At 51.2% G+C, this 17369-nt stretch carries 11 protein-coding genes; 9 read left to right on the top strand and 2 right to left on the bottom strand.

Annotated features, from left to right (window positions below):
- Positions 1–236: 236 nt before the first annotated feature.
- The 9 genes from AC50Y5_RS12945 to AC50Y5_RS12905 all read left to right on the top strand — a co-directional run bounded on the left by AC50Y5_RS12945 (position 237) and on the right by AC50Y5_RS12905 (position 16082).
- Complete coding sequence (locus tag AC50Y5_RS12945) at positions 237–1985, top strand: ABC transporter ATP-binding protein (RefSeq protein WP_056036552.1); 1749 nt, start codon at positions 237–239, stop codon at positions 1983–1985.
- A gap of 45 nt (positions 1986–2030) precedes the next feature.
- Positions 2031–4052 carry an ABC transporter ATP-binding protein gene (locus AC50Y5_RS12940; RefSeq protein ID WP_494861113.1) on the top strand — a complete coding sequence of 674 codons (2022 nt, stop codon included), beginning with the start codon at positions 2031–2033 and terminating at the stop codon, positions 4050–4052.
- A gap of 261 nt (positions 4053–4313) precedes the next feature.
- Positions 4314–5192: a hypothetical protein gene (locus tag AC50Y5_RS12935; RefSeq protein WP_494861111.1), complete on the top strand. Its 879-nt coding sequence runs from the start codon at positions 4314–4316 to the stop codon at positions 5190–5192.
- A 244-nt stretch (positions 5193–5436) separates the two neighbouring features.
- Positions 5437–5910 carry a MarR family winged helix-turn-helix transcriptional regulator gene (locus AC50Y5_RS12930; RefSeq protein ID WP_046231224.1) on the top strand — a complete coding sequence of 158 codons (474 nt, stop codon included), beginning with the start codon at positions 5437–5439 and terminating at the stop codon, positions 5908–5910.
- Positions 5907–9083: an MMPL family transporter gene (locus AC50Y5_RS12925; RefSeq protein WP_494861109.1), complete on the top strand. Its 3177-nt coding sequence runs from the start codon at positions 5907–5909 to the stop codon at positions 9081–9083. The genes AC50Y5_RS12930 and AC50Y5_RS12925 overlap by 4 nt, the downstream gene beginning before the upstream one ends.
- A 202-nt stretch (positions 9084–9285) precedes the next feature.
- Entirely contained in the window at positions 9286–14412 is a 5127-nt protein-coding gene (locus tag AC50Y5_RS12920) for an Ig-like domain-containing protein (protein WP_494861107.1), read from the top strand.
- Between the two features lie 48 nt (positions 14413–14460).
- Entirely contained in the window at positions 14461–14985 is a 525-nt protein-coding gene (locus AC50Y5_RS12915) for a phage tail protein (RefSeq protein WP_494861105.1), read from the top strand.
- A gap of 40 nt (positions 14986–15025) precedes the next feature.
- Entirely contained in the window at positions 15026–15529 is a 504-nt protein-coding gene (locus tag AC50Y5_RS12910; RefSeq protein WP_494861103.1) for a phage tail protein, read from the top strand.
- Positions 15530–15554: 25 nt separating this feature from the next.
- Positions 15555–16082, top strand: coding sequence for a phage tail protein (locus AC50Y5_RS12905; protein WP_056036570.1), 528 nt, complete (start codon positions 15555–15557; stop codon positions 16080–16082).
- Between the two features lie 110 nt (positions 16083–16192).
- Here AC50Y5_RS12905 and chrA read toward each other — a convergent pair whose 3' ends face one another.
- Positions 16193–16735 (bottom strand): chromate efflux transporter ChrA, encoded by a 543-nt coding sequence (gene chrA, locus AC50Y5_RS12900; RefSeq protein WP_056036572.1) that lies wholly within the window; start codon positions 16733–16735, stop codon positions 16193–16195.
- A gap of 12 nt (positions 16736–16747) precedes the next feature.
- Entirely contained in the window at positions 16748–17368 is a 621-nt protein-coding gene (gene chrB / locus AC50Y5_RS12895; RefSeq protein ID WP_056036574.1) for a chromate efflux transporter ChrB, read from the bottom strand.
- Position 17369: the final 1 nt, after the last annotated feature.

Raw genomic sequence — 17369 nt, 5'->3', positions numbered from 1 at the left:
TTAATGAGCGTAATCCATCCGTGCGTTAATTCTCTTTGATGAATAAGGGAGCTTTCCCATAAATCAAAGGCGTATGGTTGCGTTCGATGCAGCCGTGCGCCTTTTTCAATGCTTTTCGACCCGCTAGAGGTCGGTGATGCATGTGAAGGAAGCGTATCGTGTAACCGATGCGTTTCCTTTTTTTTATGGGAAAAATAAACGTTTGGATGGATATGGGGAGGTATCAAAGCAGCGCTATGTTTATCGTACTTAAGAAGCTTGGATGGTTTTTCAAAATGGATTGGAAGCGCTACGCGATAGCGGGCGTGCTGCTGATTTTGGTTGGCGTATTGGATATTATTCCGCCTTGGATGACGGGCTATGCCATCGATGGCATTTCGCAAGGCTCACTTGCTGACAAAGAGTTTTATTTCATCATTGGCGGCTGGATTGCCATTACCATTGTAGGCTACATCATGTCCTATATTTGGTTTTATCAATTGTTTGGCGGCTCGTTCCTTCTGGAGCGCATTATGCGTTCCCAGCTGATGAAGCATTTTATGAAAATGTCGCCGACCTTCTTTGAGCGCAATCGTACTGGCGATTTGATGGCTCGGGCAACGAACGATTTGAAGGCGGTGTCGAACACAGCGGGCTTCGGCATATTGACGCTCATTGACTCGACCTTCTTTATGGTGACCATTCTCGCGGTTATGATCGCTACAATCAGCTTCAAGCTGACGCTGGCTGCGCTGCTGCCACTGCCGCTTATGGCACTGGCGATGAGCTATTTCGGCGGCAAAATCCACCACCGCTTCATGGAAGCGCAGGATTCCTTCGGCGAGCTGAATGACCAGGTGCTGGAGGCAGTGTCTGGCGTGCGCGTCATTCGCGCCTTCGTACAGGAGGAAGCGAGCCAGCAGCAGTTCAGCCGCAAGACAGACGAAGTGTATGAGAAGAATATTGAGGTTGCCCGCATCGATGCGCTGTTCGAGCCAACGATGAAAATTCTCATCGGCCTCAGCTATTTAATCGGTCTATGCTATGGCGGCTACATGGTGTTCAAGAGTGAAATTACGCTGGGCGAGCTGGTTTCGTTCAATATTTACTTGGGGATGCTCATCTGGCCGATGCTTGCGATCGGAGAATTGATCAACGTTATGCAGCGGGGCAATGCTTCGCTTGATCGGGTTAACGAATCACTGAACTATAAACCGGATGTAAAGGATGCTGCAGATTTAGTCGCAGTGGATGAGCCGGAGACGATTGCATTCCGTAAGGTGACGTTCCGCTATCCTTCGTCGAAGGTCGATAATTTGGTCAATGTTTCCTTCGCGATCCGCAAAGGCCAGACGCTGGGCATTGTTGGCCGCACAGGCAGCGGCAAGACGACGCTGCTCAAGCAGCTTCTGAGGGAATATCCAATTGGCAGCGGAGAGATCTCCGTCTCGAATGTGCCCATCGACAAGCTGGAAATTCAGCGCTTGCTCGGCTGGATCGGCTATGTGCCGCAGCAGCCGGTGCTGTTCTCCCGTTCGATTCGCCACAATATTTGGTTCGGGAAGAAGGGTGAGGCCAGCGATGCGGATTTGCAGCGTGCGCTGGAGCGTGCTTCCTTTGCCAAGGATATTCAGTTTTTGCCGGATGGCTTGGAAACGATGGTCGGTGAGAAGGGAGTTGCTCTTTCAGGCGGGCAGAAGCAGCGTGTGAGTATTGCGCGTGCGCTTATCGCCGATCCGGAAATTCTAATGCTCGATGATGCGCTGTCTGCCGTAGACGGCAAGACGGAGGCGGAAATTATTGAGGGCATCCGCACAGAGCGTGCGGGCAAAACAACGCTCATTACGACGCACCGCTTGTCTGCGATTCAGCATGCGGATTGGATTATCGTGCTCGATGAAGGACGTATTGTGCAGGAAGGCACGCATGAGGAGCTGCTGCGAGCGGGCGGCTGGTACAGGGAGCAATATGATCGCCAGCAGCTGGAGTCGAGTATTGAGTCCTAATAAGCAACGGACGAAAAGTGAAGGAAATGGGGGGCGCTAGGGACAATGGGCTTAACAGGTAAACGATTGTTTCAATACGCCATGCTATATAAGAAGCCGATTATTGGAGCTCTTGTGCTGCTGCTGTTAGCGGTAACCGCAGAGCTCGCAGGACCGTTCATTGCCAAGCGCATGATCGACCAGAACATACTTGGCATTGAGAAGACATGGTATGAGACGGCGAAGCAGGATAGCTTCGCGGTTGAGCATAATGGGAAATGGTACAAACGCGTGGATCACCTTACAGCTGGAGAGCCAAAGGGTGACAGTGTGCGTATATTGCAGTCTGGAAGAACGTTTTATTGGCTTGAAGGGCAGCTCCCCTTCGAGGATGGAAAGCGCAAGGTAGAGGGGGAGCAGATGACCTTCACGAGCAAAGCGACAGGAGAGGTGGTTGCTTTTCCTGTAACCGCATTGTCCGCAAAAGAGCTGTTCGCCTTCTACAAGCCAGAGACGCCTGGCATTATAAAGCTTGCGGCGCTTTATTGCGTGCTGCTGCTCATAGGCGGATTTTTGACTTATGGCCAAAGGCTGCTGCTGCAAACGTCAGCGAACAGCATCGTCCGCCGCATGCGTAATGATGTATTCGAGCATACGCAGCGGCTGCCCGTCAATTATTACGATACACTGGCCGCAGGCCAAGTCGTATCACGGATTACGAATGACACCGAAGCGGTACGGGAGCTATATGTTTCGGTATTGGCGAACTTTTTCTCGGCCATCATTTATATGTCGGCGATTTATGTGGCATTGTTCCTGCTCGACTGGCGTCTGGCGTTGTTCGCGCTGCCGCTTGTGCCGCTGCTGCTCGTATGGATCAAGGTGTATCGCCGTTACGCGGCGCATTACAATAAGGTTATTCGAGCTAAGCTGAGCGAAATTAACGGCATGATCAATGAGGCCATTCAAGGAATGCCGATCATTCAAGCTTTCCGCCGCCAGAAAGAGATGATGGAGGAGTTTGATGAGCTGAATGATCATTATTTTAAATTTCAAAACAAGCTGCTTCATTTAAACTCCATCACCTCGCATAATATGGTTCAGGTCATCCGCAACATTATGTTTCTTGTGGTCATCTGGATGTTCTGGGGCAATTGGTTCGGCACAGTGCTGCTCGTCGGTACGCTGTATGCTTTTATAGATCTCATGAACCGGATGTTCCAGCCGATCGTCGGCGTGGTGAACCAGCTCTCCAATCTGGAGACGGCACGCGTATCGGCAGAGCGCGTCTTCAAGCTGATGGATGAAGAAGGCATTGATGTTGCAACGGGCAAAATCGAGCGCTACAAGGGCGAAGTGCAGTTCAAGGACGTCACCTTCGCCTATAAAAAAGAAGATTATGTGCTCAAGAAGATTTCCTTCGTTGCTCGTCAAGGCGAGACGGTAGCGCTCGTGGGGCATACCGGCTCCGGCAAAAGCTCGATTCTCAACCTGCTGTTCCGGTTCTATGACTTAAAACAAGGCAGCATCTTAATTGATGGCCGCGATGTAAGGGATATTCCGAAGCAGCAGCTGCGCCAGCATATGGGCATCGTGCTGCAGGACCCGTTCCTGTTCACAGGAACGATCGCGTCGAACGTCAGCCTAGGCAACCCGGAAATTAGCCGGGAGCGGGTAGAGCAGGCGCTGCGCGATGTAGGCGCCTACGATATGTTTATGCAGTTTCCCGGCGGCATCGATGCGCCGGTTATCGAGAAGGGCAGCACGCTGTCTGCGGGACAGCGCCAGCTGATTTCTTTTGCAAGGGCGCTCGCGTATGACCCGGCGATTCTGATTTTGGATGAAGCGACTGCGAGCATCGATACGGAGACGGAAGCGATTATTCAGAAGGCGCTGGATGTGCTCAAAAAAGGGCGCACGACGTTCGTTATTGCCCATCGCCTATCGACGATTCGCCAGGCCGATCAAATTTTGGTGCTGGATCATGGCGAGATCGTTGAGCGGGGCAACCATGATCAATTGATGGAGCATAGCGGCAAATACTTCGCGATGTATCAATTGCAGCTGGGAGCGCCAGTAACGGCGTAGGGCTGAAAGCTTTATTTTCAGCAAGAGTAGGGAACAGGATCGTATAGAATGCAGGGCGGAGCTGATGAGGCTCCGTCTTTTTTTGTTGAAATATAAGAATTACTTTGCCGCCAGAGGACGGCTATAGCCGTTTACGCTTGGTTTTCTGAATAAATCCTCACGATTTTCAGGTAATATTCAGCTAGGTTTATAACTGAGCTAATAATGGATGCCTATGATAGGAAATGTAAGGCAAATTCAACTGAAAGGTGGAATACAGTCATGAAGGGTACGAAAACGATCGTCGCAAGCGCAATTGCATTATCGCTGGTGGTAGGCGGAGGTGCGCTGGCTATACCGGCCATCCATGCAGCTTCAACGGATACAAGCACGCAAAGCGCCGCGGATGGAAGCGGAGCAACGCGTGAGGCAGGCAAGCACAAGGGCGGATCTTTCGGCTTTGGACAGTGGAAAACGCAGCTTGCTGAATATTTGAAGCTTGATGAAGCGACGCTGGATACGCAGCTCAAAACGCAAACGCTTGCCGAGGTCGCCTCCGCTCAGGGCGTAGACCGCGAGACGCTGAAGGCCAAGCTGGTGGAATGGATGGATGCGGCGGCTGCTGCCCGCAAAGAAAAGCTTCAAAGTGAAGATCCAGACAAAGCGTCCGATGCGACAAAAGCAGACAAGCAGTGGGATAGCTCGGCAATAGCTGATAAAATATTAGATTCAAATGGCCAAGCTGGTCTTGGCGGTGAAGGCGGCCATCGTGGCGGTGGCAAAGGCGGATTCGGCAAAGGCGGCTTCGCAAGCGAGGAAACGGCTGCCGTTCTTGGCGTGACGGTCGATGAGCTGAAAACGGAACTGAAAGCTGGAAAATCGCTCGCTGACGTCGCAGCTGCAAAAGGCGTTGATGTGCAGAAGGTCATTGATCAGAAAGTCAGCGAAGAAACAGCTAGACTGGATCAAGCACTGGCTGATGGCAAGCTGACACAGGAGCAATATGATGCGAAAATCGCTGAGCTGACCGCGCGTGTCACCCAGTTCGTAAACGGCGAGTTCAAGAAGCCGGAAGGCGACGAAGCGGGACATCAAGGCAAGCATGGGAAGCGTGATACAGCAGTTGAGTCGACGGATGCAGCTGCTGATCAAACTGCTTAAGCTGACGGTATAGGAAAGCATAAGGTGTGGAAAAACATAAATGTAAGATGGAAGAAGCTGCGAGACGGTCATTTTTGGCCGCCTCGCGGCTTTTTTTGTTTGCTTTAAACGCGACGAGTCCCTATACCTCTTTTGAAAATAGCCGCTTGACGTTGTAAGGCTGATTTTGATATAGTTCTATCGGTGAACTATTTCATCATCGAACATTTTAGAGAGAAAGCATAAATGGAAAGGAGGAAGCGGGATGGTAGATCAAAAACTGTTGCTGGACATTATTGCGCGGTATGAGGCGACCTATTTTGCCGTCAATCGTCAAATAAACAGCTTGTTCCGGGAAGCGATGCCGGAGGGGCTTACGGTCGAGCAATATTCGGTGCTTCGTTATTTGCGGAAGCAGGGAAAGACGAACTCTTCCGAGCTTGCGGATACGTTTTGCGTAGGACGAAGCTCCATTACGGCACTAACGACACGTTTATTCGATAAACAGCTCATTGAACGGCAGCAGGACTCGAAGGACAGAAGGGTTACTTATTTGAAGCTTTCGCCTGCGGGCGAGCAATTGACGGATCAATCCGAAATAAAAATTCAAGAGATGCTGGCTCTGCATATTCAGCATTTTGATGAGCAGGAAGCACTGCAGTTTATTACTACCTATGAGAAGCTGGCTAAAGTTATGTCTGGCACGTACGGGATAGAAGGAGGAGAAACAGAGCAATGAAGACGGTAATAAAGCTAAGATGGGTACTCATGCTCGTATGGCTGCTTGTCACGGTCGGATTAATGGTGAGCGCGCCGAATATGGAAGGGCTCGTTCGTGAAAAGGGGCAAGTGTCTGTCCCGCAAGGGTACTCTTCCACGATTGCTGAGAAAATGATCGAGGAGATTGGCGGCAAAGAAGCGGGTAATGGCTCTTCGACCGTGCTTGTCTTCCATGATCCAGAGGGCTTATCCGATGCGGACTTGGCGGCGGCCAAGCAAGGCGTGGAGAAGCTGAAGGCTGGGAAGGAACAGTATCATATCACCTCGGTTACGACACATTTTGATACCGAAGAACTTAAAAAGCAAATGCTGTCCGAGGATGGCAAGACACTGCTGGTGCTTGTGAAGGTGGATATTTCCAGTGGTGATTTGGCCGGGATACGAGACGGACTGTACAGCGCCGTTACGGATGTTCCAGTAACGCACTACTACACGGGCGGCTGGATTATCGGTGACGATGTCGCGTCGAGCGCACAAGAGGGCTTGAAGAAGACGGAGTTTATTACCGTTGGCTTTATTTTGATTATTTTGTTCCTCGTATTCCGTTCGGCCGTGGCGCCGATTGTACCTTTGCTGACGGTGGGCTTTACCTATTTGCTGTCCCAATCCATCGTTGCCTTTCTTGTAGAATATTTTGATTTTCCGCTTTCGAATTTTACGCAAATTTTCCTCGTTGCTGTCTTATTCGGGATCGGTACGGATTATTGCATTTTGCTGATCAGCCGTTTTAAGGAAGAACTGGCGCATCGGGGCGGAGATATTCAGGAATCGATTTTGGCAACCTATAAGACAGCGGGCAAAACGGTATTGTTTTCTGGCCTTGCGGTATTTGTCGGTTTTGCCTCTATTGGCTTTTCGACCTTCGTGCTGTACCGCTCGGCGGTTGCGGTAGCGATCGGCATTGCGATTTTGCTGATTGCGTTGTTTACGATCGTTCCGTTCTTTATGTCGGTGCTTGGCGCCAAGCTGTTCTGGCCGTCGAAAGGCTCGCTTGAGCATAAGGAGAGCGGGCTCTGGGGAGCGGTTGGCAGCTTCTCGCTGCGCAAGCCGCTTTGGGCGCTCGTTGTCGTTATCGTTCTGACGGTTCCTTTTCTAGTGGCGTACAAAGGCAATGTTTCCTTTAACTCGCTCGATGAAATTGGAGACAAATACGATTCGGTGAAAGCTTTTAACCTCATTTCGGAAAGCTTCGGGCCTGGTGAATCGCTGCCTTCGACAGTTGTTGTAAAAACAGCTGTACCGATGGATACAACGGATGGGCTGGCTACCATTGAACAAATTACCCGTGAGCTTTCGAAGGTGGAAGGCGTGGCGCTTGTACGCAGTGCGACTCGCCCAACAGGCGAAGAGCTTGACGATCTCATGGTATCTGATCAAGTGGGCACGCTGAAGGACGGCCTCGACAAAGGCGAGGAAGGCCTTGGAAAAATAAGCAGTGGCCTTGCAGAAGCGAGCACCAAGCTGAGCGAAAATGAGCCAAAGCTTAATGAAGCAGCGGAAGGCGCAGGCAAGCTTGCTGCGGGAACGAAGGATTTGAAAAGCGGCATTGTACAGCTAGGAGATGGCTTGAAACGCATTCAGCAAGGGCTGAATGATGGCTCTGCTGGAGCAGGTGAGCTTGCTGAAGGCTTGAAGCAGGCGAAAACGAGCGCCGACCAACTGGCAGCAGCCAGCAAAGAGCTGTTGGCGAATTATGAAAAGCTGGAAGCAGGCGTAGGCCAGCTATCACAAGCCTACGGCGGCATTGCGGCTGGGCAGCAGCAGCTGGCAGGAGGGCTCGCTGATCTTCACAAAGGCATCAGCGGCTTGGGTCAGAAGTATCCTGAGCTGGCAGCCGATGCTGATTATGCGCAGGTGCTAGGCGCAGCTTCCCAGATGGAACAGACGGCGACAGTGCTCAGTGAGCAATTGACGCAAATGAATGGACAGCTGGGCGGCATTACAGATGGCCTGAAGCAGGCGAACGGGGGACTTTCCCAAGCTTCAGCTGGCCAAGGCGAGCTTGCGAAAGGCTTGGAGAAGCTGGCACAAGGCATTTCCCAGCTTCAGCAGGGTATTGCTCAGGCCGCGGCTGGCCAGGGCCAAATTGTAACGAAGGTTCCTGACATAACGAAGGGTGCTGACCAGCTGGCAAGCGGGCAATCCGATTTGCAAGCAGGCTTTGCCGATTTGAACGGTCAGCTCAGCCAGCTGACGGACGGACTTGATCAAAGCGTGGATGGCATCACGCAGGTAAGCGATGGTCTTGGGTCGGCGAAAAGCTATTTGAGCGAGCTCGGCTCCTCGCCAAACAAGCAGATGACGGGCTGGTTTATTCCAGAGGAAGCGATTGAGAAGCCGGAATTTCAGCAGGCTCTTGATGTTTATATGTCCGAAGATCGGATGAGCGCTAAATTCGATGTTATTTTTAGCGGCAACCCGTATGATATGGCGACAATGGCGAAAATCGAAGATTTGAATGCCGCAGTTGGTCGTGCGCTGCAAGGCACAGCTTATGCGCAGGCTGATTATGCGGTAGGTGGAGTGACGAGCTCCAACCATGATTTGAACAATATTTCGAATGAGGACTACTCTCGTACGATGATGCTGATGCTGGTCGGCATTACGATTATTCTGATTTTGTTGTTCCGCTCCATAGTTATGCCGCTTTATTTGATGGCATCGCTTTTGTTGACCTTCTATACGTCAATGGCGATAACAGAAGTGATTTTCGTTCGCTTGCTCGGCAACTCGGGCATCAGCTGGGCGGTTCCGTTCTTCGGTTTCGTTATGCTGGTTGCGCTGGGCATCGACTATAGCATTTTCCTAATGGACCGTTTCCGAGAATATCGCGATCTTTCGCCGACCCAGGCGATTTTGAAAGCGATGAAGAGCATGGGCGGCGTCATTATGTCGGCTGCGATTATTCTGGGTGGTACCTTTGCGGCGATGCTGCCTTCAGGTGTAATGTCCTTGCTGCAAATCGCGACACTCGTATTATGCGGATTGTTCATGTACGCGCTCATTATGCTGCCGCTGTTCATTCCAGTCATGGTGCGCATGTTTGGCAAAGCCAACTACTGGCCGTTTATGAATGAGAGCGAGCACGAGGCTCGTTATTCAACGACGAAGGATATTTCGCATCATTCCTAAGATTAAGATATGAACCATTCACTAAGCCTTCTTATCCACTGGATAAGGAGGCTTTTTGTGTATGGGCGGCAGTGAAATTGCTATTTTGGCAGATGCAGCGGGCGGCTCCTCGTTCAGAATGCGTTCAGAGGCAATTGGTATAATTAGGGCGATAATAATTGGATTTGGATAGGAAAAAGCATAAGGATAAGGAGAGGAAAGCGTGAAGAAGAAGGGATTCATAGGTTTATTGACCGCTATCATAGCAATCCATTTTATATTTGGCGGACTATATGGAACTGGAACGGTGCATGCAAGCTCCTTGGCCGGACCGCCGCTGGCGGCTATAGCCGGGCATGATTTTACGTATGGCGCTTATGTAGGGGCTCCTTATTATATTGGTATTCAGGATGGAGGCACGAAGGAGTATCATGCTTTTGTGCGATTCAACAAAACGGCGAGCGCACCTGCCGGTTACAAGGTTTACTTGCGAATTAATGTAGGCAATAACCTTGGTGGTGGAGATGAAGGTCTGGCCGTTCGTGGAACGCCTATCGCCAAAGTATGGGCATACAAGACGACGCTCCTTCCAACCAGTGTGGAGAACGCGCATACAGGCTGGCCTAGCATGAGTGATGTGCTGAATACACCCAGCAAGTACGAACTATTGGATAGTGTGATGAGTGGAATTGTCGCTGGAAAGCTGCTTTCCTTCGATGTCACGAATTATTTCAATAATGCTTCGAACGGAATGCTAACATTCTTTCTGACAGGCACAGAAAGCTTGAATGGAACCAACGTTGATCGGTATCGGTTTGATGCCGATCCGTATATTGTTTATGAACAAACCGTTGTGAATCAAGCTCCGACCGTGACAGACTATACGGAATCGGTAGATGAGGACGAATTCGTGACTGGTAACATTGCTGGCTCCGATAACGATGGCGACATGCTGACCTATTCGGTGTCGCAGCAGGCAGCGAATGGGACGGCAACGGTCGATGCGTCAACGGGGGCATGGGAATATAATCCGAATGCGAATTATCACGGTCAGGACGTATTTAAGGTGTTGGTTAGCGATGGCAAAGGGGGGACGGCGACAAGCACGGTTACGATTACCGTCAACCCGGTGAATGATCCGCCTGTTACGAGCGACGACACCGCGACAACCAATAAAAATGAGAAGACGACGGGTCAGGTGACGGCAAGCGATGTGGACGGCGATACGCTGACCTATTCCATTTCGCAGCAGGGGGATCGTGGTTCGGCAGCGGTCGATCCGGCGACCGGAGCATGGGAATATACTCCGATGGATGGTTATTATGGCCAGGACGTTTTCGAGATCGAGGTTAGTGATGGCAACGGCGGCATAGCAACGAGCACAATAAGTGTAACGATTGTGAACGTCAATGTAGCTCCGACAACGTCGGACGATACGGCCACGACCGACGAGGATACAAGTATGACTGGTCAGGTAACGGCAATGGATACGGATGGCGATATGCTGATCTATTCGGTATCGCAGCAGGCAGTGAACGGGACGGCAACGGTTGATGCGTCATCGGGGGCATGGGAGTATAGTCCGAATGCGAATTATCATGGCCAGGACGTATTCAAGATTGAGGTTAGCGATGGCAATGGTGGCACGGCAACCAGCACCATTACCGTAACTGTGACGCCGGTGAATGATCCTCCTGTTACGAGCGATGACACCGCGACGACCAATAAAAATGAGCAGACGACGGGTCAGGCCACGGCAAGCGATGTTGAGGGCGATACACTGACGTATTCCATTTCGCAGCAGGCGGCTCATGGTTCGGCAGCGGTTGATCCGGTGACTGGAGCATGGGAATATAACCCGGATGAGGGTTATCACGGTCAGGATGTATTCAAGATCGAGGTTAGCGATGGTAACGGCGGCATAGCAACGAGTACGATAAGTGTAACGGTTGTAAACATAAATGTAGCTCCGACAACGTCGGACGATACGGCCACGACTGACGAGGATACAAGTACGACTGGTCAGGTAATCGCAACGGATGCGGATGGCGACACGTTGATGTATTCGGTATCGCAGCAGGCAGCAAGCGGAACGGCAACGGTCAATCCGTCGACCGGAGCATGGGAGTATGCTCCGAATGCGGATTATTACGGCCAGGACGTATTCAAGATATTGGTTAGCGACGGCAACGGAGGTACGGCGACTAGCACCATTACCGTAACTGTGACGCCGGTGAATGATCCGCCGACAGCTGCGGATGATTCTGTAACGACTGATGAGGACACAGCGGTTACCGGACAAGTATCGGCAAACGATGTGGAGGGTGACACGCTGACTTATTCCATTTTGCAGCAGGCTACCCATGGAATCGCAACGGTTAATTCGACGAGCGGAGCGTGGGAATATACTCCGGACGCTAATTATTATGGTCAGGATGTATTTAAAATTGAAGTAAGCGATGGCAACGGAGGCACGGTGGTTAGTACGATATCGGTTACGATTACCCCGGTAAATGACGCTCCCGAATTGACGGGTATTGCCGCAACTCCATTAGAGCTATTGGATACGGATACGGAGCAACCCTTTACTGGCGTATCGATAGAGGATGCGGATCCCGATCAGACGCTAACGGTCAGCATCGCACTGGATACTGCGGCAAAAGGCGAATTTACCGCTGCCTCCCTTCAGGCATCCGGCTTCAGTCTGGTTGGCAGTCAATACGAGGCAAGCGGAACAGCCGATGATCTGACTATAGCCATTCGCCAATTGGTATTTGCGCCGAAGGCGAACCGGGTTGCTCCGGGAACGACGGAGACCGTTGTTTTAACTGTGACGGTGGATGACGGGATAGCTGCGCCAGTTGTGGACAGTCAGACTTCTTTGGTTGTGACGTCGGTGAATGACATCCCGACGGTAAGTGCGATTGCCAATCAAAGCATAAGCAGAAATACAGCTACGCAGGCTCTAAGCTTTACTATTACAGATCCTGACGCAGAGCCGAGCGATTTTACAGTAACTGCAGAATCGAGCAATACCGCTCTTGTTCCGCTCAGCGGAATTACACTAGCGGGAAGCGGGAAGCAGCGCACGGTTACCGTGGAGCCTGCTCAAGGAATGCAAGGCTCAGCTGCCATTACGATCCATGTATTGGACAGCAGTCTGGCGGAAGGCACAACGAGCTTTACGGTGACTGTGGGGAACACCAAGCCTGTTGTGACGACGATTGCTCCTCAGCAAATGGATGAGGACGATGTATTGGGCTTGACACTGTCGGGTACGGATGAGGATCAGGATGCGCTGACCTTCCTAGTCGACGATCAGGCGGAGCACGGGCAAGCGGTTATTATCAATGGCAATCAACTCACCTACACGCCGAATCAGGATTTTAACGGGGACGACAGCTTTACAATAAAGGCCTTTGACGGGGTGGATGAATCCGATCCGGTTACGGTCCAGGTGACGGTCACGCCGGTGAATGACCGGCCGGCAGCTGAGAATGCAAGCTACGATGTAGAAAGTCTGACATCTTTGACCCAAAAGCTGCATGCAACGGATGTGGATGGAGATTCATTGACCTTCCGCCTGCTCACAACCGGTACGAAGTCCTCCAGCGTGACGATTATTAACGGCGATGAGTTTGTTTATGTGCCGAGTCCTGGTCAGCTAGGGGCAGACAGCTTCACATATGTAGCTTCGGACGGACAGGAGGATTCTGATACAGCCGTTATTACAGTAAATATTACACCTTATGGAATTAGCGAATTAGGGGCGCTTTCGACCAGCACGGGCAGCCTTTCTCCTACTTTCCACAAGGATACGCTGAGCTACGAGCAAAATGTAGCTTATGCAGTTGAAGCAACGACGATTACAGCTGAAGCCTTTGATCCGCTTGCGACGGTAACGATAAACGGCCAATCGGCAGAAAATCCGGTTACAGTGCAGTTAAGTGTCGGTCTGAATGAAATTCCGGTCACGGTTATGGCGGCTGACTCAACAAAGCCGAGCCGTACTTACCTGGTGAAAGTGACCCGCGCCCAGCAAAGCTCAGGTTCAACTCCTTCAACAGGCACTTCCGTACAAACGGGGACAGTGGCAGCGGGAATCGGCATTTCAGTATATGTAGACGGAGTGAAGCAAGAGCAGACGGCTACGGTGCAGACGTTCACCAGCAATCAGCTGCGCTATGCGACAGTAACGCTCGATAACGACAAAATCATTAAAAAGCTAGAGTCCGAATCCAATCGCGAAGTCACGATTCCGTATACAGAAGCCGCAGATAGCGTGAACAGCTTATTGAATGGTCAACTGCTCAAGGTAATGACAGATAAAACGGCGACGCTTGAAATTCAAACGGCCTCAGCCTCTTATGTATTCCCGGCTTCGCTTATCCCTGTGGATGCGATTGCCAAGGAGCTAGGAGCGCAGAACAGCTTAAAGGACATTATTTTCAGCATCACAATAGCAAAATCGGCAAAATCGGAGTCTGATCAAGTATATGCTGCGGCATCCGGCCAAGGTATGGAGATTGCCGCCTCGCCGCTGGAATTCCATATTTCAGCTTCTTACAACGGAAAGCAGACGGCTGTCTCCACTTTCAGCGGCTATGTGCAAATGATGATTCCAATGCCGGAGGGCGCTGATGCGAGTCGTATTACGACAGGAGTCGTGCTGCATTCCGATGGACAGCTCTATCATGTACCAACCAATATTACGAAGCTGAACGGGAAGTATTATGCAGTGATCAACAGCCTGACGAACAGTACGTACTCCGTCATTTGGCACCCGCGGGAGATGCAGGATCTGGCGAAGCATTGGAGCCGCGATGAGGTGAACGACCTGGCCTCCCGCATGGTTGTACAAGGGACGAGCGAGACGGCCTTCTCTCCGGATGCTTCTATTACCCGCGCTGAGTTTGCGGCGATTATCGTACGTGGTTTAGGCTTGCGCCCAGCGGCTCTACAAGGGCAAAGTAAGTTTTCAGATGTACAGGCCGGAAGCTGGTATGCCGGTTATACGGAAACAGCTGCGGCTTATGGTCTTATTACCGGCTATGCTGACGGCACATTTGGCCCCCTAAAGACAATTACACGCGAGGAAGCAATTGCGATTATCGCAAGAGCTGTAGCTTATACGAAGCTGAGTGCTTCGGGATCTATGGATAAGCTGTCCGCTTTCGTGGACCAGAATGAAATCAGCAGTTGGGCGAAAGATGCTATGGCCGCTGCGGTTGAGCTTCAAATTGTGACGGGGAATTCCGGACAGTTGCATCCGCAGGACGACATTACCCGTGCGGAGGCTGCTGCACTCATTCGCAGACTTCTGCTGCAGGCTGATTTAATCAACGGGTAGTCTGCTAAACAATCGGCACAGAACAAATAATCCGAGGAGGAAATTAAAATGGCAGATTCATATTTAGGCGAAATCAGGCTGTTTGTCGGCACGTACGCGCCGCAGGATTGGGAACTATGCAACGGGCAAGTGCTGCCGATTAAGAATAATGAGGCGCTGTTCGGCCTTCTCGGGGCAACCTACGGAGTGGACGGGCAAACGACGTTCGCCCTACCGGATTATCGGGGCCGGGTTCCCATTCATATGGGGACCAGCTCAACGGGCAGCAAATTTTCTCTGAAAGATAAAGGCGGTAAGGAGACGGTTCAGTTGACGCAGGCACAGCTGCCGGCCCATACGCATATGGCGGCAGCCCAGCAGTCCGCAGGCGATGAGGCGTCTCCGACAGGCCATTTTTGGGCGGCGAGCACGGTCAAGCAATATTTTGAAGGAACAGCAGCGCCTAACGCCGCGATGAACAAAACTGCTTTGTCCACGGTAGGCGGCAATCAGGCACATAACAATATGATGCCTTTCATGGCACTAACTTATATTATTTGTATGCGAGGCACCTATCCGATGAGGCAGTTTTAAGCATATAAGACAATAGCTAATCAAGAGGAGGAAGGCGTTTATGGAAGAATGGTTTCTTGGCGAAATACGTTTGTTTGCAATCGACTACGCTCCTGTAGGATGGGCCCAATGCAATGGACAAATACTTAAAGTGAGTGAGAACCAAGCTTTATTCTCGATAATTGGCAATAAATTCGGTGGGGATGGCCAAGCCACTTTCCAACTGCCAAATTTGCAGGGAAGGGCTGCCCTAAATCCAACAACAGACGAAGTATTCCCTGTATATTCGAACGGCGGAACAGAAACGCATGCCTTGACGATAAATGAAATTCCCCAGCACACGCATTCGCTGTCTGCCAGCTCAGCCACAAGTACAAAGGGCGCGGCTGCCTCCAATGTATGGAGTGAAAGCAGCGCAAAGGCCTACAGCAAGACGGCGAACGGGTACATGTCGCCTCAGGCAATCGGGATGACGGGCGCGGGACAGGCCCATTCCAATATGCAGCCCTACGTGGTCGCAAATTTTTGCATTGCAATGACAGGGACTTATCCACCGAAAAATTAATTAGAATCAGAAAGCGAGGCTTGACATGGACGCTTTTATTGGAGAAATTCGCTTATTTACAGGAAACTTCGCTCCGCGGGGCTGGGCCTTTTGTCATGGACAGCAGGTTTCTCTCCCGTACAATCAACCATTGTACTCGATAATAGGAGGTGCGTTTGGCTCGGACTATAAAACGTATTTTACATTGCCTGATTTGCGGGGCCTAGTGCCGATACATCAAGGCAGCGGGGTAGATCTGACTCCGAGGAAGTGCTATGAAAAGGGCGGCAGCATGACAGAAACGATTACCACCTTTGAAATGCCGAATCATACACATCAGTTGAACGCTCAGACATTGGGAAATACGACGGATACAATCAATAATATTTGGGCCACTACACCGCGGGGTACTACAGTTAGTGTGTATAATGAAGAACAGCCGAATGCCAACATGCATGTGAATGCTATAACTGCAAGCGGGGGGTCTCAAGCACACAATAATATACAGCCATACTTGGCGATAAATTATATTATCTGCCTGGATGATGGCGTGTATCCGGTTAAAGCTCAGTAGCAGCAGCGGAGAATAGGATAAAAAATAAGCGGCCCTGCACAAACGCGTTGGCGAATGTGCAGGGCCGCTTCTTCTTCATGATGAATGGCAGAAGGTTGTATGCTGCTTCCTTATGCCATCGTCTGCGATAGCACGATGCCGCCGTAAGCGAAGGCGACGCAGATGACGATCGCCGGATGGATCTTCTTGCGCTCCATCGCCCAGTAGGCGACGGCGGCAATGGCAAGTGTCTGCCAAAGGCCGGCGGATTGCACGGCTGTGCTTGCCATTTGCCAAGTGAGCAGCAGCATCATGATGGCGACAACGGGTTGCACGAGCAGCGTCATCCCTTTGACGATGGGAGATTGGCGATGCTTTTGCAGCAGCTTAAGCAGAAAAATCAGCGCCACAGCCGAAGGTACAATCGTTGCTGCAAGCGCGATTGCCATGCCTGGAATGCCGTATACATCATAACCGACGAACGCGGCGATTTTCGTAGCAATCGGCCCCGGAAGGGCATTGCCAAGCGCGAGTATGTTTGAAAATTCAGCATCGGTTGACCAGTGGTAACGGTCCACGACCTCATGATACATGAGCGGAATGGAGGCAGGACCGCCGCCATAGCCTAAAATATTTGCGAGAAAAAAACCAATAATTAAATCCAACCAATCCATAGTGACTGCTCCTTATGCGCTCGCGCTCGTATTGTTGTCTTTATCGCGCCGATTGTTTCTCCACTTCTTCACCCATGCGGCAGCCTTGAAATGCATCGCCCCATAGAGAAGGAAGGCGGCAATAACGACCGCATCCTGAATATTCACGACCTGCAGCAGCAGAAAAGCGAGCGCACAGCTGATGAGCCCAGTTACCCAGCCCAGTCCCTTCACCGCACGGTTGCCGAACTCATATGCCATTACGCCAAGCATGACTGCGATAACGGGAATAACCGCGGCGATCATTCCCTGCACAACAGCCGAGCCGCTAAGAATTTGTACAGCGGACAGCAAGGCGATCATCGCGATGGCCGAAGGCAAAATATGAGCAAGTACAGCGGCGAGCGCGCCCAGCCAGCCTTGCAGCCGGTAGCCGAGATAAGCGGCCATCTTGGTGGCTATGGGTCCGGGCAATGCGTTGGCCAGTGCCAAAATTTCAGCAAATTCCTCATCATTAATCCAGTCGTAGCGGGTAACCGCCTCATGCCGAATTAAAGGAATAACAGAAGGGCCGCCCCCAAAGCCGAAAATGCCCGTTTTAAACATCGCCAAGGAAAGCTGTCCATATGCTTTGGCGCTTGTTGTCGTCTCCATT

The organism is Paenibacillus sp. JT22N7, assembly GCF_059383875.1.
The sequence above is the reverse complement of the archived record's forward strand: the minus strand, read 5'-3'. Positions and strand labels throughout refer to the sequence as shown.